The following is a 26,324-nucleotide window of genomic DNA, read 5'->3' on the forward strand; positions in this document are numbered from 1 at the left end:
TCATGACCGGGTTAACGGTCGCCCTGGTGCTGGTCGTCGCTGCCGCAGTGATCCTGCGGTGGCGGCGCCCCGCCTGGTACTGGCTGGTCTTCGGCGCCGTGGTCGCCACCCTGCGAGTCCTGGTCCGCTACGCCTCCGTGATGGACGCCTGCGGGCTGACTGTCCCGCCCTCCCGCTGGCGCCTGGCCCTCGCCCGAATCGCCAACCGCCCCGTCCCTGAGTCCCGCGCTCCGCGCATCCTGCGCGTTCATCCCACCCGCACCGGTCTGCTGCTCCGTCTCAAACTCCGCCCCGGACAGGACGCCTTCGACGTCTCCGCCGCCTCAGACCGGCTGCGTCACTCCTTCGCGATGTACGGCGTCACTTCGCGGGAACTCCGCTCGGGAGTCGTCGAAGTCCGGATGACCGGATACGACGTGCTCAAGCGGGTCCACATGCCCGTCAAGACCGACCCTGCTCCCATGAGGGTTCCGGTCGCGCTGCGGGAAGACGGGGCGGTCCGCTACCGCGACTACCGTGCCGTGCCCCACGGCCTCACCCTCGGTGCCACGGAGTCAGGGAAGTCCGTCTATCAGCGCAACCTGGTCGCCGGCCTCGCGCCCATGGATGTTGCGCTGGTCGGCATCGACTGCAAGCAAGGGGTCGAGCTCTTCCCACTGGCCCGCCGGTTCTCCGCACTCGCCGACAACCCGGACTCCGCCCTCGACCTCCTCGAAGCCCTCGTCTCCTACATGGCGGACGTCTACCAACTGATCCGCACCGAGCAACAAATGTCGGTCAACGTGCCGGACGCGGAGATCGCTGCCGACATCTGGGACCTGCCTGAGCACCTGCGACCGGTGCCGATCGTCGTCCTGGTGGACGAGGTCGCCGAACTCGCCCTGTTCGCCTCCAAGGACGAGGAGAAGCGGCGCGACAGGATCATCACCGCCCTCGTACGACTGGCCCAGCTCGGCCGTGCCGCGGGCATCTATCTGGAGATCTGCGGGCAGCGCTTCGGCTCCGAACTCGGCAAGGGCATCACGATGCTCCGCGCCCAGCTCACCGGCCGCACCGCCCACCGCGTCAACGACGAGTCGTCCGCCAACATGGCCTTCGGGGACATCGCCCCGGACGCGGTCCTGGCTGCGATCCAGATTCCGACCGACACCCCCGGTATCGCCGTCACCGGCGACTCGTCCGGTGGTTGGGCCCGCATTCGCGCCCCGCACACCTCGCTGCGGCAGGCCGTGAATCTCTGCAACAAGTACGCGGACCGCACCCCGGAACTGCCGGCCCTCGCGCCCTTCCGGTCTGCCACCGCCGCGCTGCCTTCGGAACGTGTGCCGCTGTCCAAGACGGCCCCCGCGACCGTCTGACCCTTTCACTCCCCCGGTTGGCACGACCGTCCTCGTGCCAGGTCCCTACCCGTCCCATGCTTGCTGAAGGGAGAACACGTCATGTGCCCCGACTGCGAGGACGTCGCCCGCACCGTGCTCTTGCTGGGCCACCTCGCCCTCTACGCTGACGGACTCGGCGCAGACCAGAGCTTCGTCGAGGCCGTGGGCCCGTCCCTCGCCGCGTCCCTGCCTGAGCCGCCGTTCGGTACGTTCCCGCCCGGCCACGACCCCGTTGACGAACCCGACCACCCCGGCGGCTCGTGATGGCGCGCCCCGCGTTCCGCGTGGACGCCGTCCTCGTCCAGGCCGTCATCGCTGGGGCTCTGTCCTTCGCCCACCTGCACGACCTCGCTGACGCCGCCGGACAGGACGGCTGGAAAGCCTGGGCCTACCCGATCTCGGTGGACCTGCTTCTGGTCGCTGCCTGGCGACGGTTGCGCAGTGACGGGCCGTCCCGGTTGGCGTGGTGCTGGTTCCTGATCGCCCTGTTCGCCTCGCTCGGCGCCAACGTGGCCACCGCGGGATTCCTCGACCTCACCCATCCCCCGTCCTGGCTGCGCTTCGGCATCGCGGGATGGCCTGCCCTCGCCTTCCTTGGCGGCACGCTCCTCGCCCACTCGCACGTCTCCGAGAGCCAGGAACCGGTTCTGCCAGCGCCAGAAGCCGAGCCGGACATCGCTCCCGAGCCGCAGCCCGTACCGGCTCCGCTGCTCGTAGCCGAGGAGCCCCCGGCCACCGCATCCGCTGCCCCGGCGCCGACCGGTCCGCCGGTTCCCGCCGCGCTCGTCGACCACGCGCGAAAGCTCGCCGCCGACCACCAAGCCCGTACCGGCGCCCGGATTGACACCGACACCCTGCGCGCCCGCCTCGGCGTCCCGCCGCACCTCGCCGACGCCATCGCCGCCCAACTCGCCTGACCTGAAGGGAGGACCACCCTCATGCCTGCTCGCGACCACTTCCACTCCCTGATGCGGATCGGCCCTGTGCAGATCGGCACCCACCGCGACCGTCGCGGCCACACCGAGCACGCGGCCGTGTGCACCAAGGACGGCTGCGGCTGGTCCGCCGGCTACTCCAGCCAGACCGCCGCGCAGCTCGCCGCCCGCACCCACCGCTGCACCGCCCGATAGGAGAAGTCCGTGGACGTCCCGCTCTGGCTCGCCCTGATCATCGTCGGCTGGCTCGGCATCAAGCTCATCCGCCCGCCCCTGTGGCTCGTCGCCGTCCTCCTGCTCGGCGGCTACCTCCTCGCCGACAGCCTGCTCTCCCCCGTCATCGACACCGCCGTCAAGTAGCCACTGCCGAAGGGAGATCCACCATGTTCCGCCCGAAGGTCCCGACCATGCCCCAGCCCACCGGGCACCTCACCCGGCCTACTGCGGTAGTCGAGCCGACCGCAGTCATGCACCACACCCCGGAGCCCCTCGCCCCCGTGACCGCTCCGGCGCGGCCGACCGTGCAGCTCTCCGCAGGCGGTGTCGTCGCGCTCATCGGCGGTGGGACAGCCGTGGTCCTGGTCGTCGGTGCCGTCCTGGTGTCGATGCTGCTCGCGGTCGCCATCACCGGCGCATCCGTTGCCATCTGCGCCCTGGTCATCCGCTCGCTGGTCAACACCGAGCACAAACGCCGCTGACCGGCTCCCGGGCGGCCTCAACCGCCAAGTCTCCGCCGCCCGGGAGCCGTCCCCTGCCCGATCTCGCAACCGGAAGGAAACCCCAGCATGACCCACCGCACCCGCCCGCCGTCCCAGAGCTGCCCGAACTGCGACGGCTTCGCCTCCGCCGCCGTCACTCTTGGCGGTCGCGACCGGCATGGCCACCTCCGCACCATCAGCGCGCACTGCCCGGTCTGCCACGGCACAGGCACTGCTCGCCGCCTCGCTCGTCTGCGGGAGGACGCACGTGCCTGACGCGCTCCTCGACCCGACCACCCTCGGCGACCTGCTGAGGGTGGCTTCGGCCGACGACTTCGACCGCTGGCACGACCAGATCCGCCGCACCGGTGGCTGCGCCGATCCGATCCACCTGACCGGCTGGACCCTCGCCAAGGACAAGACAACCGGCGAGACCCTCCACCACTACTCGACCGCGAACGAGCCGGGTGGACGGCTCCGCGTCGCATGCGGCAACCGACGGGCGTCCCGCTGCCCTTCCTGCGCCTGGACCTACGCGGGCGACACCTACCACCTCATCCGCGCGGGCCTGGCCGGAGACGACCGCCGCGACATCCCTGCCACGGTCCGCCACCACCCCCGGGTCTTCGCCACCCTCACGGCCCCGTCCTTCGGCCCCGTCCATAACCGGCCCGACCGTGGCGTCTGCCGCTGCGGCACTCGCCATGCCTCCGCTGATCCGATCCTCGGAACGGCGCTCGACCCGGCCACCTACGACTACGCGGGCGCCGTCCTCTTCAACAACCATGCGGGCGACCTCTGGCAGCGCTTCACCAACCGGCTCCGTCGCGAGATCGCCGCCCGCGCCGGGCTCAGCCAGCGGGAGCTGAAGGAGACAGCCCGGCTTTCCTACGGCAAGGTCGCCGAGTTCCAGAAGCGCGGCGCTCTGCACTTCCATGCCGTGATCCGCCTCGACGGACCGAACGGGCCCGACACTCCCCCTCCGTCCTGGGCGACTGCCGGCCTGCTCACGGACGCGATCCGCGCCGCGGCCTCGCACTCGTACACCTCGGTCTCCGTACCGGCCGCCGCAGAGCAGCCCGCCCGCACCTTCCGCTGGGGGACACAGCTTGATGTCCGCCCCGTGAAAGCATTCGGGGACGGCTCCGACATCACGGAACAGGCAGTCGCCTCCTACGTCGCCAAATACGCCACCAAGGCCGCCGAGACCACCGGCACCATCGACCGACGTATCGGTGAACTCTCCGAACTCGACCGGCATCAGATCCCCGCGCACACCCGCCGCCTGATCGCGGCCTGCAAGCTGCTCGACCCGCACTACCCCGAACGTCGCCTCTGGGCCTGGGCGCACATGCTCGGCTTCCGCGGTCACTTCTCGTCCAAGTCGCGCCGGTACTCGACCACCCTCGGCGAACTCCGCCAGGCCCGCGCCGATTTCCGCGCCGCACAGGAACGGGACGCCCTCGGCCTGGAGGAGCGCGAGCCGGACACCGTCCTCGTCCTCGCCGACTGGCAATACGCGGGCCACGGCCACACACCGGGCGAGTCCGTGCTCGCCGCCACCATCGCCCGCGACCTCCAGCACAACCGAGAGACCTCGCGCGAGGAACTTCGGTCAGCATCCGACGAGAAGGAGTGGTGACCATGGCCACGCGGCTCCCGGCCCGCTATCTGACGCCTGACGACCTGGTGGAGATGTTCGACCTCCCCAGTGTCGAGACGGTTTACCAGTGGCGGCGCAAGCGGGTCGGTCCTCGCGGATTCCGTGTCGGGCGGCACCTGCGATACGACCCGGATGACGTGCGCGCCTGGGTCGAGTGCCTCCAGGAAGGGGCTGCCGCCTGATGGCCGGACATATCCAGGACCGCTGGTTCAAGGTCGAAATCGGCACGGACGGCAAGTCCCGCAAGGTGCAGAGCGACCGGTACGGCATCGGGCTCCGCTACCGCGCCCGGTACATCGGCCCGGACGGCACCGAGAAGGCCAAGAGCTTCCCGGACAAGCAGAAGCGCCTGGCCGACGTGTGGCTGACCAACATCGAAGCCGATATGGCACGCGGCCAGTACATCGACCCGCGAGCGGCACGGACCACTTTCCGTGCGTACACCGAGCGATGGATCGCGGCACTGACCACCGACCTGGCAAGCCGGGCCGCGGTGGAGGGGCGGCTACGCCTGCATGCCCTTCCCTACCTCGGAACGCGTCCCATCGGCTCGTTCCAGCCGGAGCACATCCGCGACTGGAACCGTCAGCTCGAAAGTGCGGTGACGTCAGCCTCCTACCGGCGCCTGATCTTCGATGCGGTCTCCTCCGTGCTCACCGCGGCCGTGGACGACCGTCTGCTGGCCTCGAATCCCTGCCGAGCCCGTTCGGTCAAGGCGCCCCGCCCTGCGCCCTCTCGCGTCCATCCGTGGACGGCCTCGCAAGTCTTCGCCGTGAAGGCCGGCCTCCCCGAGCGCTACCAGGCGATGGCCGACGTCGGGGGCGGCTGTGGTCTCCGTCAGGGCGAGATCTTCGGTCTCGCGGTCGACAACATCGGGGACCTCGGCTGGCTCTACGTCCGGCAGCAAGTGAAAAAGGTCCGCGGCTCTCTCGTCTTCGCACCGCCGAAGCGAGGCAAGCTCCGGGATGTTCCGCTGGACCTTGAGGTGTCCGTGGCCCTGACTGAGCATCTGAAGCGCTTCCCGCCGGTCGACGTGACCTTGCCCTGGGTGACGCCCACCGGCCCCAAGGTCACCCATCGGCTCGCCTTCACAAGCAGCGTCGGCACGGCTCTATGGAGCAACGGTTTCAACGACGAGCGGTGGAAGCCCGCCCTTGCCTCCGCGGGCATCATCCCGGTTCCGGAGAAGGGGCAGCGATACGCGGCAGCCCGTGAACACGGCATGCACGCCTTGAGGCACTTCTACGCCTCGGTCCTTCTGGACGCCGGCGAGAACGTCAAGGCGCTGAGTCTCTACCTCGGCCACAGCGACCCCGGGTTCACGCTCCGCGTGTACACGCACCTGATGCCGAGCAGCGAGACCCGCACCCGGAAGGCCATCAGCGAGATGTACCGGGCCGCCGGTCACGCTCACGACGGCCCACAGACGGCCCAAGCCGCCTGACACGGCCCCTCATCGGCGAGAAAACTCCTGGTGAGGGGCTGTTTCGTGCCCTCCCCCGGAAAGAAACACCCCATCTTGCCTGACGGCCGCACCCGGATGGAAACCAGTCCGGTACGCGGTACGCGTGATCCCGGTCCTCGGAACGTGCCGGACCGGCCCCGCTGAACGCGGCGGCCCCGGTACGCCGCTGCGTACCGGGGCCGCCATCAGCACATCGTGACCGTGTGCCTACGGCTCATCACTCGCCGGAGGCCTGGTCCTTGCGCCGGCGGAGGAGGAAGACCGCGCCGCCGCCGATGACGACCAGGGCGATCGCGACTCCCGCGATGATCGGGGTGGCGTTGGAGCTGCCGGTCTCGGCGAGGCCGCCCTGGACGCCCGTGGAGCTGCCGCCTGCGGTGGCGGTGGTCGTGCTGGGCTGGTCGGCGGTCTGGACCTGGAGACCGCCGGTGGTGGCGCTGCCGCTGGTCCTGCAGTCCAGCACGCCCTTGAACGTCTTCGCGTACCCGTTGGGCCCGGTGACCGTGACGTCGTACGCCTGGTCCTCGGCGACCGGCACGGTCACGGTCTCGGACCCGCCGGCCTCGACGGTGTGCTGCGCCCCGGCCAGCTCGAAGGTGAACGCCTCGTCGCCCATGTTGCTCGCGGTGACGTCGACGCCGCCCTTGGCGCAGTTCTTCTTCGCGGTGAGCGCCGGCATCGCGCCCTTCTCGGCCCAGGTCGCGGTGGCGCTCGCCGAGACGGTGGACTCGCTGGAGCCGGCCAGGATCTGGGTCTGGCTCCTGGTCGCCCCGGCGAAGGCCCGGCCGACGGGTACCGAGGTGGTGGCCTGGACGGTCAGCGCGGCGGAACCGTCGGCGGAAGCTGCCGGAACGTCGAAGTAGAGCTCGGAGCCGTTGACCGCCGTGGTGACGGCCTTGCCATTCTTGTCGGTGACCCTGACACCGCTGGCGGAGTCGGCGGGCGGGGCCACCGATACCTGACCGGCGTTGGTGCTGACAGTGACCGGCCCCACCCGCTCACCGGAGCGGCCGGACACCGCGGACGGGTTCAGGGCGAGGGACGCCTTGGGCTCCGCCGTGTCGGTGGCGGACTTCTCCAGCCAGTCGGCGAGCTTGTCCGCCTGGCCGTCCAACGCGTCGACGTCGGCGTTGTCCGAGAAGCGCCAGATGGCGACCTGGGTGCCGGCCGCCGCCGTGCTCTCGGTGAGCGGCCCGGTGCCCGCCGCCTCGGCGAGTGCCGCGAGGTCGTCGATCTGCGGGTAGGAGTGGTCCAGGATCCAGCGGATCCGGCCGGCGTTCTTGTTGCTGCCCAGCGAGGTCTGGTCCCAGGGGGTCTCCAGGTACTTCGCCTGGTCCTGGGTGGGGTTGTGAATGTCGATGCAGTACGTCTTGAGCTTGCCGCCGCCGTCGACGGTCATCTCGAAGAGCCCGGCGGGCAGCTTCTGCTTCGTGCCGTCCGCGTGGAGCACCGCGACGTCGTACGTCTTCAACCCGTCCAGGACCGCGCTCGCGCCGCCCTGGTGCTGGGGCGCCTCGTCGGCAGCCGCACCGCCCGCGCCGGCAAGGGTGCCGGCCATGAGCAGCCCGGATGCCACCACCGAGGCCGCCAGCCGGGATATGCCCCGGATCCGTCGGGAACCGACCGTCGTCCTGGATGACGAGGCGGTAGCTGAAGAAGCAAAAAACACAGAATTCCCCTCCGGGCGAGACCCTCGCGCCTGGTGCGCGTGTGGGGAATGTCCCGCCTTCCGACTCAAGTGCCCTGCGAGTACTGGGGAATCCTAAGTACGCAGCGAAGCACAGTCCCCCGTCATACCGTCGGACAACCATTCCGACTCGGAATCGTTATGCCCCGTAACGCATGGCCAGAGGTGCTCGGCGCGGGCGTTCATGGTGCGGACACAAGCTCGGGGCCGCCTTTCTGACGGACCGCCCGCCGCCTTACGACCTGACGCTCCGAGCGATCCGGCCGATCCGCCGGCTCCGCCGTTTCGCGCGTCTCCCCCCGCGTTTTTCCCCGTGCGACCGTTTGCACCTGCGCCGCCGTCCGGGCCCGGTCCTCGTGCTCCACCCGTGCCATCTGCTCCGCCTGCGCCACTGGTTGATCCCGCCCGGCCACCTCGCGCACGGCCCACTGGTCCGGTTCGGCCGCGCCCGGGCCGCCGGAACGGGACGTCAGTCCCGGATCGGCCCTGACCACCCGTCGGAACGCCGACGTCCCCCGGGTCAGATCGTGGCCCACCGCCGTCGCCTCGATGTCCACGAACGTCCTTCGCTGTCCTTCCCGTTCCTCCTCCCGCACCTTCAGCCTGCCGTGCACCACCAAGGGTTCCCCAACGGAAACGGAACCCGTCAGATTCGATGCCAGGGTGCGCCATGCCCACACGGTGTAGAAGCTGGTGTGCCCATCCGCCCAGAGCTGTTTCTCCCGGTCCCAGCGCCGGGGCGTCACCGCGAAACGGAATCGAGCCATTCCCCCGCTCGCGGTCTCCCGGAACTCCACACCGGTGGCCGCATTGCCCACCAGCGTCACCAAGGTCTCGTTCATGACTCCGCCTCCCCTTCGGTCCGGATTCAGTGACCGCGCCCTTGCGCTTGGTCACTGATCCCATGGTGAAGGGGAGGCGGAATTCCTGCTGGGACCTGTGGACTAACCGCGCGTTGTGGAGAACTCCGTCACCGCCACATAGCGCTCCCGCACCTCGCGATAGCGCACCAGTTCCGCCGCCACCGGATCGAGCACCCGGGCCCGTCCGCAGCCGGCGGCGGCCTCGCGCAGCCGGCGTTCGGCCTCCTGGCCGTACCGTCGTGCGGGCCCCCGGGCGGCCGCCGCGCACGACCACTCCACCAGCGGGCCTCCGATGATCCCTGCCAGCATCACCAGGGCGGGCGTCAGCAGTCCCGGTTCGAGCACGCCGATGATCTGGCCGATCAGCCACAGGCCCCCGAAGATCTGCAGCAACGTCATCGCCACCTGAGCCAGTACGGCCGCGGGCCACCAGGCCGGCCGCGGGGGCCTGCCGGCTGCACGTCCCCGGTGCGCCCCGGTCCGCCCACCCGGCTCCGCCGTTTCCGCCGCTTCCGCCGGCTCGCCGTTGTCGCTGTCGGTGTCGGTGTCCCGCCCAGGCTCCGCGCCGGCCCGCGCGGCCAGTTTGTCGAGGGCCTCGGGCAACCCCTGGGCCCCGCGCACCGCGGCCTCGCGCACCGCTTGCGCCCACGGCCCCGGCAGCCCGTCGGCGGCGTCGTCCGCGACCGTGCGTACCGCCTGTTCGACCCGCTGGCGTGCGGTGAGCTGCTCCTCGGGCGGTGCGGCGAAGACCGTCCGGTCCAGGCCTCGCGGCTGCCGGGTCGACTCGTACCAGCGCCACAGCCGCAGCCACGGCGTCCCGCATGCCCGGCCGGCGTTGCGGCGCCATGCGCGCTCCGCGGCCTGGCCTGCCGCGGCGGCGCCGACGGCCTCCGCGAGCCGGTCGGCGAACTCCTCCCGGGCCCGCTCCCCCAGTCCGGGCCACCCCTCGGCGACGTACACCGGGCGGAGCCTGGCCGCGGCGGCGTCCACATCGGCGGAGAGCCGGCGGGTCGCGGCCGTGCGCTCCTGGACGAACCGGCCGAGGAGTTCGCGCAGTTCGCCCACTCCGTCGCCGGTGAGCGCGGACAGGGACAGGACGGTGGCGCCCGGTTCGCCGTGTTCGCCGAGGGCCATGCCGTCCTCGTCGAGCAGCCTGCGCAGGTCGTCCAGGACCTGGTCGGCCGCCTCGCCGGGCAGCCGGTCGATCTGGTTGAGGACGACGAAGGTGACCTCCGCGTGTCCGGCGAGCGGCCGCAGATAGCGCTCGTGCAGTGCGGCGTCCGCGTACTTCTCCGGGTCCACGACCCAGACCACCGCGTCGACCAGCGCCAGTACCCGGTCCACCTGTTCGCGGTGCCCGGCCGCCGCCGAGTCGTGGTCGGGCAGATCGACCAGGACGAGCCCCTGGAGCGCCTCGTCGGCCCCCGTACCGCTCTGCTGCGGCCTGCGCCTGAGCCGCCCCGGGATCGCCAGCCGGTCCAGCAGGCCCGCGGCGCCGTCCGTCCACGAGCAGGCGATGGGCGCGGCGGTGGTCGGCCGGCGCAGCCCTGCTTCGGAGATCTGCGCGCCCGCGAGGGTGTTGAAGAGCGTCGACTTGCCGCTGCCGCTCGCTCCGGCGATGGCGACGACGGTGTGCCGGGAGGAGAGCCGCTGCCGGGCGGCGGCCTCGTCGAGCACCCGGCCCGCCTCGGCGAGATCGGTGCGGTCGAGCCGGGCCCTGGAGAGCCCGACGAGTTCGCGCAGTGCGTCCAGGCGGGGGCTGAGCGGGCTGCCGGAGGGGACGTACGCCTCGACCTGGGGGCGTACGTCGTCGTCCGGGACGGCCGCCGGCGCCTCCTGGGGCGCGGCCCCCGAGACGGCGCGGCGGGCGATGAGCCCGTCGTCCCAGTCCCTGCCCGGCCTGCCCCGGTCCTTCGGCAAACCCTCGCGGGGGGCGGAACCCTCGTCCGGGTTCCGCCCCCGCTCCGGTCCCGGTCCCTGTCCTGCGACCTGTCCTCGGACCTGTCCCGGACCTTCGTCAGTGACGGCAGTCATCGCTGCCACCTCTCCTTCTGCAGTACGGACAGCGCGGCGATCAGTTCGGCTTGCGGCTCGGAGGCCACGTCGAGCGCGTCCAGTGGGGCGAGGCGCCGGTCACGTTCGCCGCCCAGCACCTGGTCGAGATAGGTGGTGAGCAGCGCCCCGCCCTTGTCGCGCAGCCGCAGTGCGCCCTGGGCGCCGATGCGTTCGGCGAGCTGTTCCCCGGCGGTACGGGCCCGGCGGCCGCCGAGCAGGGCGGCCGCCAGCAGGGTGGCGACGGTCTCCGGGTCGGGCGCGGCGTTGCGTTCCATGAGGCGCACCTCTTCCTCGGTCAGCTCCTCCAGGACCCTGCGCCAGCGTCGTACGGTCATGGCGATCCGGCCCCGGATGTCCTCCGCGGGCCCCCATCCCCCCTCTTCGCGGCCCACCGCCTCGAAGCCGAACACCCCGGCCACGGGCTCCCGCTGCCAGGTCGTCCGGATCTGTTCGTCGGCGGCCGCCACCGCGCACTCCAGGAGGGCGGCGAGGCTCTCCACCAGGGCTTCGAGGACTTCCTCGGAGGTGCTGTACATCGGGTATCCGCGCCACCGGGTCCGGGCGTCGCCGGCGAGCACGCCGCCGTTCTGCAGCCGCCGCCGGATGCGGTCGCCCTCCTTCCGGTACGCGTCCTCGACCACACCGGTCAGCCGCACGGCGGCCGCGTACTGAGCCGCGACGGCCCCGGCCAGCGCCGGAATCCGGACGTCGAGCGAGTCGATGACCCCGGCTGCCGTGCGGCCGACGGCCTGCTGCCGGGCCGCCGGGTCCTGCGCGCGGTGGGTGAGCCAGGCGCGCAGCGGGGCGACCGCCGTGGTGGGCAGCAATCCGCTGCCGCCGCCCGCCGATTCGGGCAGTTCGGGGATGGTGAACCGGGGTACGTCGCCGAGACCGGCCTTGGTGAGCAGCGCTCCGTACTGCCGCGACACCTCGGCGATCACCTGGTGCGGCACCCGGTCGAGGACGGTGACGAGCGAGGCGTCGTACTCCTTCGCGGTACGCAGCAGGTGCCACGGCACGGCGTCGGCGTACCGGGCGGCGGTGGTGACCATCACCCAGACGTCCGCCGCGCAGACGAGTTCGGCGGCCAGGACGCGGTTGCGCACGACGAGCGAGTCGATGTCGGGGGCGTCCAGCAGTGCGAGTCCGCGCGGAAGCCCGGCGGCGGTCTCGACGCGCAGCGCGGTCCCTTCCTCGGCCGCGTTCCCGTCGAGTCCGTCGAGGTCGTCGCACTGGCCGGGGTTCGCGGACTCCTCGGGTGACAGCCAGACCCGGGTCAGCTGCGGGAGCACCCTGATGTCCGCGAACCAGTGGTGATCATCCGGATGGCAGACCAGCACCGGGGTGCGTGTGGTGGGCCGCAGCACCCCGGCCTCACTGACCCGGCGCCCCACAAGGGAGTTGACGAGCGTCGACTTGCCCGCCCCCGTGGACCCGCCGATGACGGCGAGCAGGGGTGCCTCGGGGTCCTTGAGACGGGGCAGCAGATAGTCGTCGAGCTGGGCGAGCAGCTCGGTCCTGGTCTGCCTGGCGCGTGGGGCGCCCGGCAGCGGAAGTGGAAGACGCACGGCAGCGACACGGTCGCGCAGGGCGGAAAGTGCGTCGATGAGCTGAGGCCGTACGTCCAAGGTCACCACATGCGAAGAATGCCCAATTTTGGCGCCTTTTTGAAGCGTATACCCCCCTCTGCGCGGCGGTTCCTCGCCCGGACAGAGGGGACGAGTGGGGCGCAGGCATAACGACTGCACAACACCCGAGGCGTGAGGCGCCAAAAGCTATGCATGAATCGCACCTACCTGCGATTATCGTTTCGCTTCACCGAACCTCCACATCGTGCCACGCAGGTGAAGCAACCGGGTCCAGGCGATCGGAGCCCTATCCTTGTCCCGGCAGGTCACGGACCGCCCGGGCCTCAGGGCTCCAGGTCACCGCGGCCACCACCCGGCCCCCGTAGCTCAGTGGATAGAGCAGGCGCCTTCTAAGCGCTTGGCCGCAGGTTCGAGTCCTGCCGGGGGCGCACATCGCACAGCACTCTGAGGCCCTCCTTCGGAGGGCCTTTTTGCTGGCCAGAGGGACGCTAGCGGGGGCGGCGTAGTAGCGGCGTAAAGCCGGACGAACCCCCCGCCGAGGAGAGCGACGGCCCGTCCGGGGGCGGTCTCCGGCCCGGATTTCGTACGCGGGCGTGCGACCGATCCCGTACACCGGCGTGCGTGCACGCCCATCCCGCACACCGGTGGGCCGTCGAGTCCACGCCCGAAGGGACATCTCGCGACATTAGCTCGCGTACAGAGCTAAAATGGACCGGTGATGGCGAGTGATCTACCTGATGAGCTCGCCGGACTTCTGCCCCGTATTCAGCGGCTCGCCCGGCGCAGGCTGTGGAGCGGCCTGTCCGCTCCCCGGCTGCGCGGGGCACAGGCCGAACTGCTGCGGCTGGTGGCCACCGAGCCCGGCGTCCGGGTCTCGACGGCCGCGCGCAGCCTCTGCCTCGCGGCCAACTCGGTCAGCACACTGGTGAACCACCTGGTCGCCGAGGGACTGCTGCGACGGGAGAAGGACCCCGTGGACGGGCGTGCCGCATTGCTGTATCCCACCCCCGCGGGTGCGGAGAAGCTGCGCGAGTGGCACGCCGGCCGTGAGGCGCTCTTCCGTGAGCACCTGGCCGGACTCGACGCCGACGACCGGGCGGCACTGACCGCCGCACTCCCGGCCCTGCACAGACTCGCCGCATCACTGCGCAATGGGGATGAGATCGCGTGACCACAGAAACCGCGCCCGCCGTCCGCTGCACCGCCCTGTCCTACAGCTTCGGCAACTCGAAGGCCGTCGACGGCCTGGACCTGCTGGTCCGCCCCGGGGAGGTGTTCGGGCTCCTCGGCCCCAACGGCGCGGGCAAGACCACCACCATGCGCGCCATCACCACCCTGCTGCCCGTGCCGACCGGGGTGATCGAGGTGTTCGGCCAGGACCCGGCCCGGCAGCAGATGGCGGTACGGCGCCTGATCGGTTACGTACCGCAGCAGTTGTCGGCCGACGCCGGACTCACCGGTCTGGAGAACGTGCAACTCTTCGCCCGCGTGTACGACGTGCCCCGCCGTGAGCGCGCGGCCCGGGTCTCACAGGCGCTGGACGCCGTCGGCCTCGGCGATGTCGCGCGCCGGCTCGCCGCCACGTACTCCGGCGGCATGGTGCGCCGGCTCGAACTGGCCCAGGCCCTGGTCAGCGCCCCCCGCCTGCTGATCCTGGACGAGCCGACGATCGGCCTGGACCCGATCGCCCGGGACAGCGTCTGGGACCGCATCAACGAGATCCGGTCCGGCACCGGGATGACCGTCCTGGTGACCACGCACTCCATGGACGAGGCCGACCGCCGCTGCGACCGGCTCGCCCTGATGCACCTGGGCAGGCTCCGCGCGCTCGGCACCCCCGCCGACCTCAAGGGCGAACTGGTCGCCCACCGCCGGGAATCCGGCGAACCTGCCTCCCCGCCGCCGTCCCTGGAGGACGTCTTCCGGCACCACTCCGGGAGCGGCCTGGACGACCCCGGGTCCGAGGAAGAGAAGGGAGCGTTCAACGATGTCCGCCGCACCCGCCGCACCGCAACCCGCCGCGGCTGAACCTGATCCGCGCTTCGCCCTGCTGCTCACCCCACCACCGCCGCGCACCGGCTGGCAGGTCGTACCGGCGCGGGTCGGCGCGATGTGCGCCGTCGAACTACAGAAGCTGCTGCACGACCGCACCGAGATCTACACCCGCGCCGTCCAGCCGGCCCTCTGGCTGCTGATCTTCGGCACGACGTTCTCCCGCATCCACGCCATTCCCACCGGCGGCGTCCCCTATCTCGACTTTCTCGCACCCGGGATCATCGCCCAGTCGGCCATGTTCATCGCGATCTTCTACGGCATCATGATCATCTGGGAGCGCGACTCCGGCGTCCTCACCAAACTCATGGTCACCCCGACCCCCCGGTCGGCGCTGGTGACGGGGAAGGCGTTCGCCGCCGGAGTGAAGGCCGTGATCCAGGCCGTCGTCGTCATCGTGATCGCCGCCCTGCTGGGCGTCGGCATGAGCTGGAACCCGCTGCACCTGCTCGGCGTGGTCGCGGTGGTCGTGCTCGCCTCGGCGTTCTTCTCGTGCCTGTCGATGTCGATCGCCGGGATCGTCCTGACCCGGGACCGGCTGATGGGCATCGGCCAGGCCATCACCATGCCGTTGTTCTTCGCCTCCAACGCGCTCTACCCGGTCGCCCTGATGCCCGGCTGGCTCCAGGCGGTCAGCAAGGTGAACCCACTGAGCTATCAGGTCGACGCCCTGCGCGGCCTGCTCATCGGCACACCGTCCCATCTCGGCCTGGACTTCGGGGTGCTGGCCTTCGCCGCGGCGGTCGGCATCGTGACGGCCGGATCCCTGCTCGGCCGGCTCGCCCGCTGACTCCGACACCCGGCGCCGTCCCGGCGCCACCCCCGCACAGAACCCCCGTGACGCGCCCCGTCGGAGCGCTTCGGGGGTTTCGTGCTGGGGCGGCAGCCATATATGTGAATCGATTCACCATGCCGAGTCGCAACTGCCCCCTCAAGACGCCGCCGAAGCCCCCCGCGCGCGCAAAACCTCAGCGTCCCTTTTCCCATTGCCCCTCCGTTCAACCGCAGGAGATTCCCGCCGCCCACCCATTGACTGCGCCCGCCACCCCCGTCTAGCTTCCGAGGAGCCCGATTGAAACCTTTCACGACGCGTGGGCCCCCTCGGTCTTCCGCCGGCCCGGTCCACCGCTCAGGAGCCCCTCATGAACAAGTCCGCCAAGGGCCCGGACGCGGCCCCGGAGCCGGCCCCGGTTCTGGCGCTGAAGGGGGTGAGCAAGTCCTTCGGCGCCGTACGGGCCCTGCAGGACGTGTCCCTCGAACTCTTCCCCGGTGAGGCGCACGCACTCGCCGGGGAGAACGGCGCGGGAAAGTCCACCCTCATCAAGGCGCTCGCCGGGGTGCACCGCCCTGACAACGGTGTCGTACTGCTCGACGGGAAGCCCGTCATCTTCCACGGCCCCGCCGCCGCCCGTGATGCCGGTATCGCCGTCATCTACCAGGAGCCGACGCTCTTTCCCGATCTGTCGATCGCCGAGAACATCTTCATGGGCCGCCAGCCCCGGCGTTCCCTCGGCCGGATCGACCGCGGAGCCGTGCACGACACGACCGCGGGGCTGATGCGCCGGCTCGGTGTCGATCTGGCCCCCGACCGGCCGGCCCGCGGGCTCTCCATCGCGGACCAGCAGATCGTCGAGATCGCCAAGGCGCTCTCCTTCGAGGCCCGCGTCCTGATCATGGACGAGCCGACCGCCGCGCTCACCGGCAGCGAGACGGCCCGGCTGTTCTCCGTCGTAAGGGCGTTGCGCGCCGAGGGTGCGGCCGTGCTGTTCATCTCGCACCGGCTCGACGAGATCTTCGAGCTGTGCCAGCGCGTCACCACCCTCCGCGACGGCAGGTGGATCTCCTCCGAGCCGCTGGACGGGCTCACCGAGGACGGTCTCGTGCGGCTCATGGTCGGCCGCGACCTCGACGACCTCTACCCGAAGCAGGACGCCACCGTCGGCGAAGTCGCCCTTTCCGTAAGGCGGCTGACGAGGGAGGGCGTCTTCCGCGATGTGTCGTTCGAGGTGCGCCGGGGCGAGATCGTCGCACTGGCCGGGCTCGTCGGGGCCGGCCGTACCGAGGTGGCCCAGGCCGTCTTCGGCGTCGACCGCGCCGACGCCGGTGAGGTGTACGTCAACGGCGTCGCGCTGCGCGCCGGTTCGCCCACCGCCGCGATGGCCGCCGGGCTCGCCCTCGTACCCGAGGACCGCAGGCAGCGCGGGCTCGTCATGAAGATGTCGATCGAGCGCAACATCGGCCTCACCGGGCTCGGCGAGGTCCGCCGCGGCGGACTGGTCAGCCGGGCTCTGGAGCACGACCGGGCCGCCGACTGGGCGCTGCGCCTCCAGCTCAAGTACAACCGGCTGGCCGACACCGTCGGGGTCCTCTCCGGCGGCAACCAGCAGAAGGTCGTGCTGGCCAAGTGGCTGGCCACCGAACCCTGCGTACTCATCGTCGACGAGCCGACCCGCGGCATCGACGTCGGCACCAAGGCCGAGGTCCACCGGCTGCTCTCCGCGCTGGCCGCGGAAGGGCTCGCCGTGCTGATGATCTCCTCCGACCTGCCCGAGGTGATCGGCATGGCCGACCGGGTGCTCGTCATGCACGAGGGCCGGCTCGTCGCCGAACTCGCGCGCACGGAAGCCACCGAGGAGACGGTCATGGCGGCGGCGACCGGACTCGGCGAAAGGACAGCGGCATGACCACCACCGTCGCAAGCCCGCCGGACAGCGGCCCCGGGGCGCCGGCCCGCAGCGCGGCCTCGCTCGTGGACACGGTCTTCCGGGCCCGCGAGATCTCCATCGCCGGGGCGCTGATCCTGCTGGTCCTCGGCACCTATCTGGCCAATCCGCGCTTCCTGTCCGACCAGGGCATCAAGGACCTGCTGCTCAACTCCTCGATCCTGGTGCTGCTCGCGGTCGGCCAGTCGGCCGTCGTGATCACCCGCAACATCGATCTGTCGGTCGGCTCCGTCGTCGGGCTCTCCGCCTTCGCCTGCGGCAAGTTCGTGGCCGGAACCGATCACGGCGTGCTCACCGTCATGCTGCTGGGCATCGCCATCGGGGTGGTCTGCGGGCTGGTCTCCGGCGCGCTCGTCAGCTTCGGCAAGGTGCCGGCGCTCGTCGTGACGCTCGGCATGCTCTACATCATTCAGGGCGTGGACTACTGGTGGGCGCAGGGCGACCAGATCGGCGCCGCCGAGGTCCCCGACCAGATACTCGGACTCGGCAGCGGGAGCCTCCTGGGGGTGCCGTACCTGCCGCTGATCGCCGTGGTGCTGCTCGCCGCGACCGCGTACTTCCTGCGCAGCTACCGCTCGGGGCGCGAGCTGTACGCGATCGGGTCGAGCCCGGAGGCGGCCGTGCTCGCCGGGGTGCCGATCCGGCGCCGGATCCTGGCCGCCTACGCCTTCTCGGGGGCCGTCGCCGGTTTCGCGGGCACCCTGTGGCTCGCCAGGTTCGGCACGGTCGTCGCGGACAACGCGCACGGCTGGGAGCTGACCGTCGTGAGCGCCGTCGTCGTCGGCGGTGTCGCCATCACCGGCGGCACGGGCACGGTCTGGGGCGCCGCACTCGGCGCCCTGCTGCTCACCACCATCGGCAGTGTGCTGGTGGTCCTGAAGGTCGACTCGTTCTGGCAGGGCGCCATCACCGGCGCCCTGCTGCTCCTGGCCATCAGCATCGACCGAATCGTGAACCTGCGGATGACCGCCGCACTGAGGAAGAGGAGCGCCCGGCATGGCAATGGCGCCTGAGACCGACAAGGCGGCGCCCGCCGCCCCGCGGGGGTCCGTCAGGACGAGGAGTTCGCTGCGCGGCCTGGCGCTGCGCTGGGACACCGCGGTCGGGGCCCTCCTGGTGGCGGTGGTCGTGGTCGGGCTCGGCACCACCGACGGCTTCGGCTCGGGCGACAACCTCGCGTTCGCCTTCAACGACATCGCCGAAGTCGCCCTCATCGCGCTGCCGATGACGCTTCTGGTGGTCGCCGGGCAGGTCGACCTGTCGGTCGCCTCGATGCTGGGCCTGGGCAGTGCGCTGACCGGTGCGCTGTGGGACGCGGGGTGGGCGTTCGAGACGATCGTGCCGGTGGTGCTGCTGGTGGGCGTCGCCGGAGGGCTGCTCAACGGCTGGCTGGTCACCAAGGTCGGGCTGCCGTCGCTGGCCGTGACCATCGGCACCCTCGCGCTCTACCGGGGCCTGGCCTCGGTGGCGCTCGGCAGCGACGCGGTGACCGACTTCCCCCGGACGTACGCGGACTGGGCCGTCGACACGACCACAGTGCCCGGCACCTTCCTCACGTACCCCGTCCTGCTGTTCGTCGTGCTCGCCGTGATCACCGCGATCGTGCTGCACGCGACCGGCCTGGGGCGTTCGCTGTTCGCGATCGGGGCGCAGGAGGAGGCCGCGTACTTCGCGGGCATCCGGGTCAAGCGGATCAAGCTGCTGCTGTTCGTCGCCACCGGGCTGTTCTCCGCCTTCGCGGGGATCGTCTTCACGCTCCGCTACGGAAGTGCCCGCGCCGACAACGGGCTCGGCTTCGAAATGCTCGTCATCGCCTCCGTACTGCTCGGCGGCATCGACTTCGACGGCGGAAAGGGCACGCTCTTCGGCGCGGTCGCCGGGGTGCTGCTCATCGGTGTCCTGAAGAACCTGCTGACCCTCAACGACATCGCCAACGAGGTGCAGGTCATCGTGACCGGTCTGCTGCTCGTGGCATCCGTCCTCACCCCACGCGTCATCGCGGCCGTGGTCGAACGACGGCACCGGCGCGCCGCCGGCGCCCGCCCCTGATCCCTCCTCCTTCGTCCTCGTACGCCCTCCTCGAAAGGCACACCGCCGCCATGATGCTCCGCAATGCCGCTGGGCGCCGCGCCGTCGCCACCGCCGCCACCGCGCTCTCGCTCGCCCTCGCGCTCAGTGCCTGTTCCGGCACCACGAAGGACAGTTCCGACAAGGAGTCGACGAAGGCCGGGGCCACGGCGAAGGCCGATCCGGGCGCGGCGCTGAAGAAGGGGCTGAAGCTCGCCTTCCTGCCCAAGCAGATCAACAACCCGTACGAGAAGATCGTCGACGACGCGGGGATCGAGGCGGCCAAGGAGTACGGCGGTACGGGCAAGGAGGTCGGCCCGTCCGACGCCAGCGCCTCCTCGCAGGTCAGCTACATCAACACGCTGATCCAGCAGCGCCAGGACGCGATCCTGATCGCCGCCAACGACCCGAACGCGGTGTGCGGCCCGCTGAAGCAGGCCATGAAGAAGAACATCAAGGTCGTGGCGTACGACTCCGACACCGCGAAGGAGTGCCGTCAGCTCTTCATCAACCAGGCGAGCTCCGAGGAGATCGGCCGCAGCCTGGTGCAGCACCTCGGTGAGCAGATCGGCTACAAGGGCAAGATCGCGATCCTCTCGGCCACCCAGAACGCGACGAACCAGAACACCTGGATCGAGTTCATGAAGGACGAGCTGAAGCTGCCCAAGTACAAGGACATGAAGCTGGTGAAGGTGGCGTACGGGGACGACGCGGACCAGAAGTCGTTCCAGCAGACCCAGGGCCTGATGCAGGCCTACCCCGATCTGAAGGGCATCATCTCGCCCACCACGGTCGGCATCGCGGCCGCCGCCCGCTACCTGAGCGACTCCTCGTACAAGGGCAAGGTCGTGCTGAACGGTCTGGGCACGCCGAACCAGATGCGCAAGTACGTCAAGGACGACACCGTCGAGCAGTTCTCGCTGTGGAACCCGCAGGAGCTCGGCTACCTCGGTTCGTACGCCGCCGCGTCGCTGGCGTCCGGTCGGATCACCGGCGCGGAGGGCGAGAAGTTCAAGGCGGGCAAGCTCGGCGAGTACACGATCGGCAAGGACGGCGAGGTCATCCTCGGCAAGCCGACCGTGTTCGACAAGAAGAACATCGACACGTTCGACTTCTGAGCGGCCACAGCCGTGGTCGCCGACCGCTCCACCCACCGGGAGACCCCGTCATGCAGCGTGTCTGCTTCCTGCTGAACGTACGCAAGGACCGGATCGACGCGTACCGCGAGCGTCACGCGGCGGTCTGGCCCGACATGCTCGCCGCGCTCTCCGCGGCGGGCTGGCACAACTACTCGCTCTTCCTGCGCGAGGACGGGCTGCTCGTCGGCTATCTGGAGACGGAGGACTTCGACGCGGCACGCGAGGCGATGGCCGCCACCGAGGTGAACGAGCGGTGGCAGCGTGACATGGCGGACTTCTTCGAGCAGCCGGAGGTGGCGGACGACGCGATGGTGCCGCTCGCCGAGGTGTTCCACCTGGCGTGAGGCAGCGCGGGCCGGCCCGGATCCTCCAGGGGACCCGGGCCGGCCGTCTGTCCGGGGCAGGGCAGGGGCAGGGCAGGGGCAGGGGCAAGGCCTTGCCTGGTTCGCGGCGGTGGTCAGTCAGCAGGACGAGGGCGGCGCCCTCGCCCTCGCCCGCGCCCGCTGTCCCCGCTGTCCCCGCTTCTGAATCTGTCGAGCGGGATGTTGCCCGCGATCGTGACCAGGTGGGAGCCGACGCCGCGGAGCAACGCGGCGACCCCGGCCGCACAGCCCGATTCCGTACGGTCGTGCGGCCGAAGGGGTCTCCGCCGGTTCCGCCCTCGGTGCGGACGGCCCGGGTCAGTCCATCTCGCCCTCGCCCGTGCCGGTTCCGGTGTCGTCCTGGCCGCCCCTGAGCCGGTCCGCCCGGCCGATCGCGATGGCCAGTTTCGCCACCGAGTCGTCCTCCGTGCTGGAGGCCAGCTCCTTCGCCCTGGAGGCGAGTTCACCGAGTCCGGGCTCTCCCGGGAGCCCGCCGCCGCGCAGGGCGTCGGCGAAGTACGCGGCAACCGCGGTCACTTGGAGCCGGGTGCTGGGGCCGCCCCAGAGCCTGCCCCTGATCGATCCGGTCTCCACCGAGCCCGTCTCCTCGTGCGCCGCACGGGACTTGGGGTCCAGCCAGCGCACCGTCGCGGTGGCCACGTGTCCCGAGGCGCCGTCCCGCAGCCGCACAGCGTAGAGCGCCGTCACCGTGTGTCCGGGACCGATCTCGCCGCCGTCCACACTGTCGTCGCGGAAGTCCTCGTCGGCGACCTTGCGGTCCTCGTAGCCGATCAGTTTGAACTTCTCGACGGTCTTCGGATCGAAGGCGACCTGCGCCTTGGCGTCGCGCGCCGTCAGTTCGAGGTGGGCGGGCAACTGGTCGATGAAGACCTTGCGGGCCTGTTCCTCGTCGGCGATGTACGTGGTGTGGCCGTCGCCCTTGTTGGTGAGCCGCTCCATCAGCGCGTCGCCGTAGTCGCTGCCGACCCCGACCCCGAAGAGGGTGATGCCGTACTCGCTGCGGGCGGAGTCGATCCGTTCGATGATCGTGTCGGCGTCGGTCTCACCGGTGTTGGCGAGTGCGTCGGAGAGCAGGACGACGCGGTTGTTGGCGCCCTTGCGGTGGCCTTCCACCGCCTCCTCGTAGCCGCGCCGGATGCCTGCCTCCACATTGGTGGAGTCGGCGGGTTCCATGGAGTCGACGGCGTCGTGGATCTTTCCGCGGTGGTCCCGCAGCCGGGTCATCGGCAGCACGGTCCTCGCCTCGTCGCTGAAGGTGACCAGGGAGACCGAGTCGTCGTCGCGGAGCTCGTCGGTGAGGATTCCGAGCGAGGTCTTCACCAGGCCGAGGCGGTCGGAGGAGGCCATCGAGCCGGAGATGTCGACGACGAAGGTGAGGGCGGCGGGCGGCCGTTCGGCGCTGCTCGGTGCGGCTCTGGTCGCCAGGCCGACCCGTACCAGCGACCAGTCGCCGCCCTCGGCTCCGGCCCGTGCCCCGTCGACGGAGACCGTGAAGCCGTTGCCCGCCGGGCGCCGGTAGCCCTGGCGGAAGCTGTTGACGAACTCCTCCGGCCGCACGGTCTCCGGCCCCGGGAGCCTGCCGTCGGCGAGCGTGCGGCGCGCGTATCCGTAGGACGCGGTGTCCACGTCCAGCGCGAAGGTGGACAGGTAGTCGGGCGTTGCGGACTCCCTCAGCCCGTCCGCCTTCTCCGCCCCGTCCGTCTCCTTCGCGCCGCCCTTCGCACCGTTTTCGGCGGCTCCGCCGGTGGCGGCCGGGGCGGGAGCGGGCGCACCCCGGCGGTCCGAAGCGGAACTCTTGGCTCCTGGTCCGTCCCCCGAGCAGCCCGTGAGCAGCACCCCGCCCGCCAGGAGCAGCCCCACCGCCCCTCGGTACGTCCGATTCCCCCGGTACATCCCTGTCCGGCTGCGTGTCCGTGTCCGGCGTTCCATCCCGGTACCCCCCTGCGTCGTCGTGTCCCCACGTGTGAATGTGACGTGCGAGCGGGGGCCCGGGAGCCGACGAAGACGTTGCGGATGGATCTCGATGCGGCAACGGCGGGCGGGAGTTCGGCGGAACATCAAGGTCAGGACACGATGTCCTTACGACTGAACCCGCGGAAGGCGAAAGCGAACAGGATCAGGGCATACGTCACCGAGATCGCCGCGCCCTTCACCATGCCGCCCCACTCCAGGTCGGGCTGGAGGGCGTCCGCCCAGGCGAACTGCCAGTGGGCGGGCAGGAAGTCGCGCCAGGAGCCGAGTGCGGTGACGGCGTCCAGCACGTTGCCGACGATGGTCAGTCCGACCGCGCCGCCGACCGCGCCCAGCGGGGCGTCCGTCCGGGTCGAGAGCCAGAACGCCAGCCCCGCGGTGACGAGTTGGGAGACGAAGATGAACGCGACGACGAGCGCGAGCCGCGGCACGGTGTCGCCCGTCGCGAGCGCCCCGCCGGTGGGCAGTTCGAGCGGCCCCCAGCCGTACGCGGCGGCTCCCGCGGCCAGCGCGACGAGCGGCAGCAGCACCATCGCGGCCAGGCTGAAGCCGAGCGCCACGACGAGCTTGCTCCACAGCAGCCGTGCCCGGGGCACGGGCGCCGCCAGCAGATAGCGCAGCGAGGACCAACTCGCCTCGGAGGCAACGGTGTCGCCGCAGAACAGCGCCACCGGGACCACGAGCAGGAATCCGGCCGAGACGAACAGGCAGGTCGCGGCGAAGTTCGCGGCGGAAGCGGTCGCGGTGTCCATCAGGGTGAGCCGGCCACTGCCGCCGGGCCCGCCGTCCGGGGTGCCGCCGATCGCGAACGCGATGATCAGGATGAACGGCAGCGCGCCGAGCACCCCGCCCATGAGCAGGGTGCGCCGCCTGCGCAGTTGCCGTACGGCCTCCACCCGTAGCGGAAGGGTGCGGCGGGCGCGGTATCCGGGGGCCTCTGGGGCCTCGGTGACTTCGGCTGCGGTACTCATGCGGAGGCTCCGGAGATCAGGGTGAGGAACGCGTCCTCCAGGCGGCGGTGCGGCCCGACACCGGTCAACGGCACGTCCAGACGGACCAGTTCGGCGATCAGCTGCGAGGATGTCGCCCCGTCGAGCCGGACCAGGAGCCCGTGTCCGTCGTCCGTGCGGACGGCGGAGCCGATGCCCGCGAGTGCGGCGACCTTCTCCACGAGGGGTTCGGTGAGCTCGTCCGCCGTGGTGACGAGCAGCATGTCGCCCGAGCCGGTGATCTCGGCGACCGGGCCCGCCTGGACGAGCCGGCCCCGGTCCATGACCACCAGGTGGGTGCAGGACTGTTCGACCTCGGACAGGAGGTGGCTGGAGACGATGACGGTCCGGCCGCCGGCCGCGTACCGGATCATCACGTCCCGCATCTCGCGGATCTGCGGCGGGTCGAGGCCGTTGGTCGGCTCGTCGAGGATGAGGAGGTCCGGCATTCCCAGCATGGCCTGGGCGATGGCGAGGCGTTGCCGCATGCCCTGGGAGTACGTGCGGACCGCTCGGGCCAGTGCGTCGCCGAGCCCGGCGATCTCCAGGGCCTCCTCGATGTACGAGTCCGCGGCGGGCCGCCCGGTGGCCTGCCAGTAGAGCTCCAGGTTGGCGCGGCCGGACAGGTGCGGCAGGAATCCGGCCCCCTCGACGAAGGACCCGACGCGTGACAGCACGGGCGCCCCGGGCCGGATGGCCCGCCCGAAGACCCGGATCTCTCCGTCGTCGGGGGTGATGAGCCCCATCAGCATGCGCAGCGTGGTGGTCTTGCCCGCACCGTTGGGTCCGAGCAGCCCGAGCACCTGGCCCTTCTCGACCCGGAAGGACAGTTCCCGGACCGCGTACCTGTCGGCGGACTTGGTGTACTTCTTCGACAGGCCGGTGATCTGGAGCGGTACGTCGGCGAGTGCGGGGTCAGGGGCGGGGGTGGCGGTCCGGCGCCGCATGGTGAGCAGCAGGGCGGCGGCGATCACCGCGGCGGCGGCCGGGAGCCCCCAGGTCCACCAGGGCAGTCCGGCCGACGCGGTGGTGAGGCCGGGTGCGGTGGGGATGGTCAGCGGGCCTTCGGGGGAGACGGTGTACGTGGTCGGCGCGGCCGGTGACGCGTAGCCGAGGTCGGTGGCGGCCAGTACGAGGCGGAGCCGGTGGCCCGGGTCGAGGGCGTGGTCGACGGCGGGCAGTGTCAGCTTCAGGGGCTTGCCCTGCTGGTCGGGGGTGATCCGGTAGGGGGCGACGAGTTGGGAGGGCAGCACCTGCTGCTTGCCGTCCGGCGACACGTCGTACACCTTGCCGAAGAGCACCGCGTCGCCCTGCCCCGCCTTCACGTTCACCTGCACGGTCGGCGATCCGGTGATGCGCAGCGAGGTCTTCAGCGGGGCGGATTCGAAGCGGGCGTTCTGTCCGGGGAAGTCGATGGCGATCCCGGCGCCGAGGGTGGACAGCTGGGCGAGCCCGCCGCCGATGCCGGGCACGGCGGAGATGGCGGGCGGACTGGCGCCGGCGGGGTTGCCGAACGTCTGGGTCCGCCCCCGCAGCTCGACCGGCTCTCCCCCGCTGCCGAGCCCCGGGTAGGTGTCGCTGCTCGCGCCGCGGGTGAGGACGGCCCCGTCGGTGGAGTCGATGCCGCCGGTCCGGGTGACGCGGAAGGCGGGTCCGGTGTCGGCGCCCGTGTCGTCCTTCAGGTACCGGTCGAACCATCCGCCGACCCGCTTGTGCACGCGGCCGGTCTCCATGTCGCCGCCGTCGTGCCCGCCGGCGATCCAGTCGACGGCGACGGGTGCGCCGTTCGCCCTGATGGACTTCGCCATGGCATCGGCCTGGCCGAGCGGGAACAGGGAGTCGGTCTGTCCCTGCACGATGAGCGCGGGCACCTTGATGTGGTCGGCGACGGCGCTCGGAGACCGTTCGGTGAGCAGGGTGCGCGCGGCGGCGTCCGGCTTCCCGCTGACCGCGACCCGCTCGTACATCTCGCAGAGCCGCTTCTCGAAGTGGTCGCAGCCGCCGCCGGAGTTGACGAAGATGCCGGCCCAGAGCTGCTTGAACACCCCGTCGGGAAACAGTGCGTCGGCGAGGTTCCAGTAGGTGATCTCCGGGGCGATGGCGTCGACGCGTCGGTCGTACCCGGCGGCGAGGAGCGAGACGGCGCCGCCGTAGGAGGCGCCGGTGATCCCGACCCGGGGGTCGCCCTTGGCGTCGAGCCGTACCTCGGGCCGGTCCGCAAGCCAGTCGATCAGCCGGGAGACGTCCCTGACCTCGCGGTCGGGTGCGTTGAGCGAGATCTTCCCGCCGGACCTGCCGAAGCCGCGGGCGGACCAGGTCAGCACGGCGTACCCGTCGCCCGCCAACTGTTCGGCCTGGGCCCGGGTGTCGGCCTTGCTGCCGCCGAACCCGTGGCCGATCAGGACGGCGGGCCGGCGCTTCGTGCCGCCGGTGGTGAAGTACGAGGTGTCGATCGACACCCCGTCGATGCGCATCATCCGGTCCTGGCGGTGCACGGCCGGCGCGCTGTCGTCGGCCACGGCGGTCCAGGTGCCCGCCCCGGCCAGCACGACGAGCGCGGCGATGCCCGCGGTCCACCGGCCGCGGGTGCGGGGCAGCAGGCGCCGCCACCGGGGTGTACGCGCGTTGGGGGTCTCCATACGTCGAGCCTATGCGGGAGGCCTCCG

At 71.1% G+C, this 26,324-nt stretch carries 24 protein-coding genes, 1 tRNA gene and 1 pseudogene; 19 read left to right on the top strand and 7 right to left on the bottom strand.

Translation table 11 applies throughout. The features are described from left to right. Nucleotides 1-2: 2 nt before the first annotated feature. From FHX80_RS07965 to FHX80_RS08010, 10 genes are all read left to right on the top strand, one after another. Nucleotides 3-1,358: an FtsK/SpoIIIE domain-containing protein gene (locus FHX80_RS07965; RefSeq protein ID WP_145763556.1), complete on the top strand. Its 1,356-nt coding sequence runs from the start codon at nucleotides 3-5 to the stop codon at nucleotides 1,356-1,358. An 81-nt stretch (nucleotides 1,359-1,439) separates the two neighbouring features. Then, nucleotides 1,440-1,643, top strand: coding sequence for a hypothetical protein (locus FHX80_RS07970; protein WP_145763557.1), 204 nt, complete (start codon nucleotides 1,440-1,442; stop codon nucleotides 1,641-1,643). Next, a complete protein-coding gene (locus tag FHX80_RS07975) occupies nucleotides 1,643-2,296 on the top strand; it encodes a DUF2637 domain-containing protein (protein ID WP_145767142.1) in 654 nt (217 codons plus the stop codon). The genes FHX80_RS07970 and FHX80_RS07975 overlap by 1 nt, the downstream gene beginning before the upstream one ends. 21 nt (nucleotides 2,297-2,317) lie before the next feature. Next, complete coding sequence (locus FHX80_RS07980) at nucleotides 2,318-2,509, top strand: mobile element transfer protein (protein WP_124284024.1); 192 nt, start codon at nucleotides 2,318-2,320, stop codon at nucleotides 2,507-2,509. Nucleotides 2,510-2,518: 9 nt separating this feature from the next. After that, complete coding sequence (locus FHX80_RS07985) at nucleotides 2,519-2,674, top strand: hypothetical protein (protein ID WP_124284025.1); 156 nt, start codon at nucleotides 2,519-2,521, stop codon at nucleotides 2,672-2,674. A 23-nt stretch (nucleotides 2,675-2,697) separates the two neighbouring features. Further along, entirely contained in the window at nucleotides 2,698-3,012 is a 315-nt protein-coding gene (locus FHX80_RS07990) for a SpdD-like protein (RefSeq protein WP_145763558.1), read from the top strand. Nucleotides 3,013-3,099: 87 nt separating this feature from the next. Then, complete coding sequence (locus FHX80_RS07995) at nucleotides 3,100-3,288, top strand: hypothetical protein (protein ID WP_145763559.1); 189 nt, start codon at nucleotides 3,100-3,102, stop codon at nucleotides 3,286-3,288. Continuing rightward, nucleotides 3,281-4,654 carry a replication initiator protein RepSA gene (gene repSA, locus FHX80_RS08000; RefSeq protein WP_145763560.1) on the top strand — a complete coding sequence of 458 codons (1,374 nt, stop codon included), beginning with the start codon at nucleotides 3,281-3,283 and terminating at the stop codon, nucleotides 4,652-4,654. The genes FHX80_RS07995 and repSA overlap by 8 nt, the downstream gene beginning before the upstream one ends. 2 nt (nucleotides 4,655-4,656) lie before the next feature. Continuing rightward, nucleotides 4,657-4,857, top strand: coding sequence for a helix-turn-helix domain-containing protein (locus FHX80_RS08005; RefSeq protein WP_093548794.1), 201 nt, complete (start codon nucleotides 4,657-4,659; stop codon nucleotides 4,855-4,857). Next, nucleotides 4,857-6,119, top strand: a complete 1,263-nt coding sequence (locus tag FHX80_RS08010; RefSeq protein ID WP_145763561.1) for a tyrosine-type recombinase/integrase — start codon at nucleotides 4,857-4,859, stop codon at nucleotides 6,117-6,119. The genes FHX80_RS08005 and FHX80_RS08010 overlap by 1 nt, the downstream gene beginning before the upstream one ends. 238 nt (nucleotides 6,120-6,357) lie before the next feature. Here FHX80_RS08010 and FHX80_RS08015 read toward each other — a convergent pair whose 3' ends face one another. The 4 genes and pseudogenes from FHX80_RS08015 to FHX80_RS08030 form a co-directional block, all read right to left on the bottom strand. Continuing rightward, nucleotides 6,358-7,809: a Cys-Gln thioester bond-forming surface protein gene (locus FHX80_RS08015; protein ID WP_167523383.1), complete on the bottom strand. Its 1,452-nt coding sequence runs from the start codon at nucleotides 7,807-7,809 to the stop codon at nucleotides 6,358-6,360. Between the two features lie 446 nt (nucleotides 7,810-8,255). Further along, nucleotides 8,256-8,669: pseudogene (locus FHX80_RS36705) on the bottom strand (single-stranded DNA-binding protein); the annotation flags it as partial. A 102-nt stretch (nucleotides 8,670-8,771) separates the two neighbouring features. Continuing rightward, entirely contained in the window at nucleotides 8,772-10,724 is a 1,953-nt protein-coding gene (locus FHX80_RS08025; RefSeq protein ID WP_145763563.1) for a GTPase, read from the bottom strand. After that, complete coding sequence (locus tag FHX80_RS08030; RefSeq protein WP_145767144.1) at nucleotides 10,721-12,373, bottom strand: dynamin family protein; 1,653 nt, start codon at nucleotides 12,371-12,373, stop codon at nucleotides 10,721-10,723. The genes FHX80_RS08025 and FHX80_RS08030 overlap by 4 nt, the downstream gene beginning before the upstream one ends. A gap of 316 nt (nucleotides 12,374-12,689) precedes the next feature. On the opposite strand from FHX80_RS08030, the gene FHX80_RS08035 reads away from it, so the two are divergent. The 9 genes from FHX80_RS08035 (at nucleotide 12,690) to FHX80_RS08075 (ending at nucleotide 20,659) form a co-directional block, all read left to right on the top strand. Beyond that, nucleotides 12,690-12,762, top strand: a tRNA-Arg gene (locus tag FHX80_RS08035). 290 nt (nucleotides 12,763-13,052) lie between these two features. Continuing rightward, nucleotides 13,053-13,505 carry a MarR family winged helix-turn-helix transcriptional regulator gene (locus tag FHX80_RS08040; RefSeq protein ID WP_375882261.1) on the top strand — a complete coding sequence of 151 codons (453 nt, stop codon included), beginning with the start codon at nucleotides 13,053-13,055 and terminating at the stop codon, nucleotides 13,503-13,505. Continuing rightward, entirely contained in the window at nucleotides 13,502-14,362 is an 861-nt protein-coding gene (locus tag FHX80_RS08045; RefSeq protein WP_145763565.1) for an ABC transporter ATP-binding protein, read from the top strand. Before FHX80_RS08040 ends, FHX80_RS08045 begins: the two co-directional genes overlap by 4 nt. Continuing rightward, on the top strand, nucleotides 14,322-15,176 hold the full coding sequence (locus FHX80_RS08050; protein WP_145763566.1) for an ABC transporter permease: 855 nt from the start codon (nucleotides 14,322-14,324) through the stop codon (nucleotides 15,174-15,176). The genes FHX80_RS08045 and FHX80_RS08050 overlap by 41 nt, the downstream gene beginning before the upstream one ends. Before the next feature lie 352 nt (nucleotides 15,177-15,528). Continuing rightward, nucleotides 15,529-17,070 (top strand): sugar ABC transporter ATP-binding protein, encoded by a 1,542-nt coding sequence (locus tag FHX80_RS08055; protein WP_145763567.1) that lies wholly within the window; start codon nucleotides 15,529-15,531, stop codon nucleotides 17,068-17,070. Continuing rightward, nucleotides 17,067-18,122, top strand: a complete 1,056-nt coding sequence (locus FHX80_RS08060; protein WP_145763568.1) for an ABC transporter permease — start codon at nucleotides 17,067-17,069, stop codon at nucleotides 18,120-18,122. The genes FHX80_RS08055 and FHX80_RS08060 overlap by 4 nt, the downstream gene beginning before the upstream one ends. Continuing rightward, nucleotides 18,106-19,158 carry an ABC transporter permease gene (locus FHX80_RS08065; RefSeq protein WP_145763569.1) on the top strand — a complete coding sequence of 351 codons (1,053 nt, stop codon included), beginning with the start codon at nucleotides 18,106-18,108 and terminating at the stop codon, nucleotides 19,156-19,158. Before FHX80_RS08060 ends, FHX80_RS08065 begins: the two co-directional genes overlap by 17 nt. A 50-nt stretch (nucleotides 19,159-19,208) precedes the next feature. Next, on the top strand, nucleotides 19,209-20,294 hold the full coding sequence (gene rhaS, locus FHX80_RS08070) for a rhamnose ABC transporter substrate-binding protein (protein ID WP_145763570.1): 1,086 nt from the start codon (nucleotides 19,209-19,211) through the stop codon (nucleotides 20,292-20,294). A 50-nt stretch (nucleotides 20,295-20,344) separates the two neighbouring features. Continuing rightward, nucleotides 20,345-20,659, top strand: coding sequence for an L-rhamnose mutarotase (locus FHX80_RS08075; RefSeq protein WP_145763571.1), 315 nt, complete (start codon nucleotides 20,345-20,347; stop codon nucleotides 20,657-20,659). Between the two features lie 336 nt (nucleotides 20,660-20,995). On the opposite strand, the gene FHX80_RS08080 is transcribed toward FHX80_RS08075, so the two are convergent. The 3 genes from FHX80_RS08080 to FHX80_RS08090 form a co-directional block, all read right to left on the bottom strand. Beyond that, a complete protein-coding gene (locus FHX80_RS08080; protein WP_145763572.1) occupies nucleotides 20,996-22,591 on the bottom strand; it encodes a vWA domain-containing protein in 1,596 nt (531 codons plus the stop codon). Nucleotides 22,592-22,761: 170 nt separating this feature from the next. Beyond that, nucleotides 22,762-23,640 carry an ABC transporter permease gene (locus FHX80_RS08085; RefSeq protein WP_145763573.1) on the bottom strand — a complete coding sequence of 293 codons (879 nt, stop codon included), beginning with the start codon at nucleotides 23,638-23,640 and terminating at the stop codon, nucleotides 22,762-22,764. Then, nucleotides 23,637-26,297, bottom strand: a complete 2,661-nt coding sequence (locus FHX80_RS08090) for an alpha/beta fold hydrolase (RefSeq protein ID WP_145763574.1) — start codon at nucleotides 26,295-26,297, stop codon at nucleotides 23,637-23,639. Before FHX80_RS08090 ends, FHX80_RS08085 begins: the two co-directional genes overlap by 4 nt. Nucleotides 26,298-26,324: the final 27 nt, after the last annotated feature.

It is taken from the genome of Streptomyces brevispora (genome assembly GCF_007829885.1).
In the GTDB taxonomy this organism is placed as follows: Bacteria; Actinomycetota; Actinomycetes; order Streptomycetales; family Streptomycetaceae; genus Streptomyces; species Streptomyces brevispora.